This window comes from uncultured Lamprocystis sp. (genome assembly GCF_903933125.1).
Taxonomy (GTDB): domain Bacteria; phylum Pseudomonadota; class Gammaproteobacteria; order Chromatiales; family Chromatiaceae; genus Thiodictyon.
On record NZ_CAIZIZ010000577.1, the window covers coordinates 1 to 4,706 of the forward strand.

Sequence of the window (4,706 nt, forward strand, 5' to 3'; positions counted from 1 at the left end):
CCACCCTACAGAACTACAGAACCGGCCCCGCTGTAGGGTGGATAAGGCGCGCCGCTCGGTGTCAGGGACTCGGCACGCCGGTCGTGCGCGCTGCATCCACCAAGGGGCTGCGTGATGCTGCCCAAATTTGGAATTGCTGGGCCAGGGCGCAACGCTGGGGTACCACGCCGCCCCGTGATACACTGAGACCGTTCGGGACGACGCATGACGTCGTGACCACCCGCCGCGCCAAGGCCCGCATCCTTTAACACCGAAGACCTGCAAGCACGGCCGCGACAGCGACTGCATCAAGGTCGAACACCGCTTCCGCAAGCAGCCATGACTACTTCCAGCCGATCCACCGCCAACTTCATCAACGTCGGTGAACGTACCAACGTCACCGGCTCCGCCGTCTTCAAGAAGATGATCCTGAATGGCGATTTCGATGCCGCCCTGGACGTGGCGCGCAATCAGGTGGAAAACGGCGCCCAGGTCATCGACATCAATATGGACGAGGCGATGCTGGACTCCAAGGCGGCCATGGTCCGCTTTCTGAACCTGATCGCCGCGGAGCCGGACATCGCGCGGGTGCCGATCATGATCGACTCCTCGAAATGGGAGGTGATCGAAGCAGGGCTCAAGTGTGTCCAGGGCAAGGCGATCGTCAACTCCATCAGCATGAAAGAGGGCGAGGACGCCTTCCGTGAGCACGCCCGCAAGTGCCGACGCTACGGCGCGGCGGTGGTCGTGATGGCGTTCGACGAACAGGGTCAGGCCGACACCGAAGCGCGCAAGTTTGAAATCTGTCAGCGCGCCTACCGCATCCTGGTCGATGAGATCGGTTTCCCGCCCGAGGACATCTGCTTCGACCCCAACATCTTCGCGGTCGCCACCGGCATTGAGGAACACAACAACTACGCGGTGGATTTCATCGAGGCCACCCGCCGGATCAAGGCCCACCTGCCCCATGCCAAGGTCTCGGGCGGCGTTTCCAACGTGTCCTTTTCGTTCCGCGGCAACAACCCGGTCCGCGAGGCGATCCACTCGGTCTTTCTCTACCATGCCATCCGTGCCGGCATGGACATGGGCATCGTCAATGCCGGCCAACTGGCGGTCTATGACGACCTGCCCGCCGAGCTGCGCGACGCGGTGGAGGACGTGATCCTCAACCGCCGCCCCGATGCCACCGAGCGTCTGACCGACCTGGCCCCCAAGTACAAGGGCGACGGCTCGGGGATCGAGAACAAACAGGATCTGACCTGGCGTGAACAGCCGGTCGAGAAGCGCATCCAGCATGCGCTGATCAAGGGCATCACCGACTTCATCGAGGCCGATACCGAGGAGGCCCGCCAACAGTTGGGCAAACCGATCAACGTCATCGAAGGCCCGCTGATGGCGGCCATGAACGTGGTCGGCGATCTGTTCGGCGAGGGCAAGATGTTCCTGCCGCAGGTCGTGAAATCGGCCCGCGTCATGAAGAAAGCCGTCGCCTATCTCGAACCCTATCTGGAACAGGAGAAGTGCGAGGGCGACACCCAGGGCCGCATTCTGCTCGCCACGGTCAAGGGCGACGTGCACGACATCGGCAAGAACATTGTCGGCGTGGTTCTCCAATGCAACAACTACGACGTGATCGACATGGGCGTCATGGTCCCGGCCGACCGCATCCTCGCCAAGGCACGCGAGGTCAAGGCCGACATCATCGGGCTCTCCGGGCTCATTACCCCCTCGCTCGATGAGATGGTTCATGTCGCCAAGGAGATGCAGCGCCAGGGCTTCACCGTGCCGCTGCTGATCGGCGGCGCGACCACGTCCAAGCTCCATACCGCGGTCAAGATCGAGCCCCAGTACGCGCACCCGGTGGTGCATGTGAAAGATGCCTCACGCGCCGTCGGCGTGGCCGGCAGCCTGCTCTCCAAGGATCTTAAGCCCAACTATGTGGCGGCCATCCGCACCGAGTACGAGGAGATCCGCGTCCGCCGCGCCGCCCGCGACGAGGCGCGCGACCTGATCCCGCTGGCGCAGGCCCAGGCCAACCGGGTGCCGATCGACTGGGAGCATTACCAGCCGCCCACCCCGGCCGAGCCGGGTCTTCAGGTGCTGCGCGACATCCCGCTGGATGAGATCGCCGCCTATATCGACTGGACCTTCTTCTTCCACGCCTGGCAGCTCAAAGGGCGCTTCCCGCAGATTCTGGACGACCCCGAAAAGGGCGAGGAAGCGCGCAAACTCCACGCCGATGCGCTGGCCATGCTGCACCAGATCGTGACCGAACAATGGCTGTCCGCCCAGGCCGTGATCGGACTCTTCCCCGCCAACGCGATTGGCGACGACATCGTGGTCTATACGGACGAGACCCGAAGTGATGAGCGTCTGCGCTTTCACTTTCTACGCAAACAGGGCAAGCAGCCCCCGGGCCGGCCCAACGAGTGTCTGGCGGACTTCATCGCCCCGGCGGAGATCGGAATTCCGGACTATCTGGGCGGTTTCGCCTGCACCGCGGGCGCGGGAATCGATGCCCATGTCAAACGCTTCGAGGCCGATCACGACGACTATTCGGCCCTGCTGCTGAAGGCGCTCGCCGACCGCCTCGCCGAGGCTCTGGCCGAGTTGCTCCATCACCGGATCCGCACCCGGCACTGGCGGTATGCGCAGGACGAGGGTCTCGACACCGCGGCACTGATCGAGGAGCGATACCAGGGCATCCGCCCGGCCATCGGCTACCCGGCCTGCCCGGACCACACTGAGAAAGACCTGCTGTGGGAGCTGCTGGACGCGGAACGCCAGACCGGCATCTGGCTCACCGAGTCCAAGGCCATGGTCCCCACCGCGGCGGTCTCGGGGCTTTATTTCTCTCACCCCGACAGCCGCTATTTCGCCGTCGGCAAGATCAATAAAGACCAGGTGATCGACTATGCCGAGCGCAAGGGAATGCCGCTCGCCGAGATGGAGCGCTGGCTGGGACCCAATCTGGCCTATGACATTTAAACCGCGCCCAGCGCGGTATGCGATGTTGTTGGATGAGATCGGCCCGGCAGACTCGACGATTGCTGGAGCTGGCGCGGTTTAAATGGTCTCGACCTCAAAGCCGACCACCCCGCGCTGCTCGCGGCTGAATTCGATGCCGATCAGATGGATCGGCTGGCCCAGAGCGCGGTATTTCGCCGCATAATCCCGGTCCTTGAGCTGTTGCAGCGCCCGCCCGGCGGGTTCGAGTTCGACCACCTTGAACTCGAACAGCCAAATCCGGTCATTGAACTTCAGCGTCAGATCGACCCGGCCCTGGCGGCTGGCGTCCTCCGCCGTCAAGTCCAGGCCCAGCGCGGCCAGGTGGCTGTAGAACACACTGGCGTAATAGCCCTCGTAACGGGCGATGGGATTGACGGTATGCCATTGATAAGGGATTGCGGCGAACAGGCTGTCGAGATGCGCGCGCAGGCCGTCGAAATCCGCTGCCGCCAGGAGATCGTAGAGCCGGCTCGTCAGCTCGCTGGCCTGCCCCGGCTGGCCGATCAGCGCCTTGATCAGGCTATCGTTCAGCGCGCTCTCGACTTCCAGATTGGGATAACCCAGGGTGTATTCGAGCCGCGCGCCGATCCGCCGCGTGCCGGTGAAGGTGAGATAACCGGTCTGCCACAGCAGCGCCTCGGTGGCCAGATGATCCACGTCGAAGGCCGACAGCAGCGCTTCGTCGGCGCGCAAATGCGCGAGCCGTGGGGTGAAAAAGCCACGCTGCAGAAGGAGATCCACCAGAAAGGTCGGAGTGCCGGTTTCGAACCACCAGGTTCTGAATTCGCGTTCCTGAAACAGCAGTAGCAGATCGAAGGGGTTATACACTGCCGCGCCGGTCCAGTTGTAACCGTTGTACCAGCGGCGGATTTCGTCCCGATCGAGCCCAGGGAGTTCAGGGACGAAGACGGTGTCGACATCCTGCTCGGTATAGCCGCACAGGGCCGAATACTCGGCAGACACCGTGATGTCACGCAGATTGTTCAGCCCCGAGAAGATACTCACCTTGCTGAACTTGCTCACTCCGGTGATGAATAAAAAGCGGACATGGGCGTCATTGTCCTTGATGACCGAATACAGATTGCGCAGCCCGTCGCGGGTGGCGCGCGCGGTGTCGGGTTCCGTGAGATTGTCGAGGATCGGCTTGTCGTATTCGTCGACCAGCACCACCACGCGGTGGCCGGTGGCGGCATGGGCCAGCCGCAGCAGCTCCGCAAAGCAGGCGCCGCTCCCGGTTTCGGTGCAGCGCAACCCCAGCGCGTCCTGATTGATGCGCAGTTGTTCCCCGATCTTCTGCTCCAGTTCCGCGCGGCTGTGCACAATGCCGCCGCCGAAGCTGATCCGGATGACCGGATAGCGGGTGGTCCAGTCCCAGTGCGGATGGATCAGCAGTCCCCGGAACAGTGCCTCGTTACCGGCGAAGAGTTCCCCCAAGGTATCGAGCAGCAGCGAGGCGCGGGCGCGACAGAAAATAGTGGGTGCCCTCGTCGGTCAACTGCCGGATGAAGCCGGTCTTATCGACATAGTAATGATCGTCCACACGGATCTTGGCGAAAGTCTGGATGCCGATCGGCAGTCTGCGGCGGTGCATGGCGGGCCTCGGAAGCGGGGACGCGGGTCGTCGGAGGTCAGGGTAACGGGTTCGCGGCAACCTGTCATGATCCGGATTTATCCACAGATGTCACAGATGTTCACAGATGAAGACCCCGTAGGTCGGG

Annotated in this window: 1 protein-coding gene and 1 pseudogene; one reads left to right on the top strand and one right to left on the bottom strand. The window is 63.0% G+C overall.

Going from position 1 to position 4,706, the window contains the following annotated elements; genetic code table 11:
• Positions 1-282: 282 nt before the first annotated feature.
• Positions 283-2,967 (top strand): methionine synthase, encoded by a 2,685-nt coding sequence (metH, locus tag QZY03_RS31285; protein ID WP_295588236.1) that lies wholly within the window; start codon positions 283-285, stop codon positions 2,965-2,967.
• 78 nt (positions 2,968-3,045) lie between these two features.
• Here the strand turns inward: metH and QZY03_RS31290 are convergent.
• Positions 3,046-4,579 (bottom strand): annotated as a pseudogene (locus QZY03_RS31290) (ATP-binding protein).
• Between the last annotated feature and the right edge of the window lie 127 nt (positions 4,580-4,706).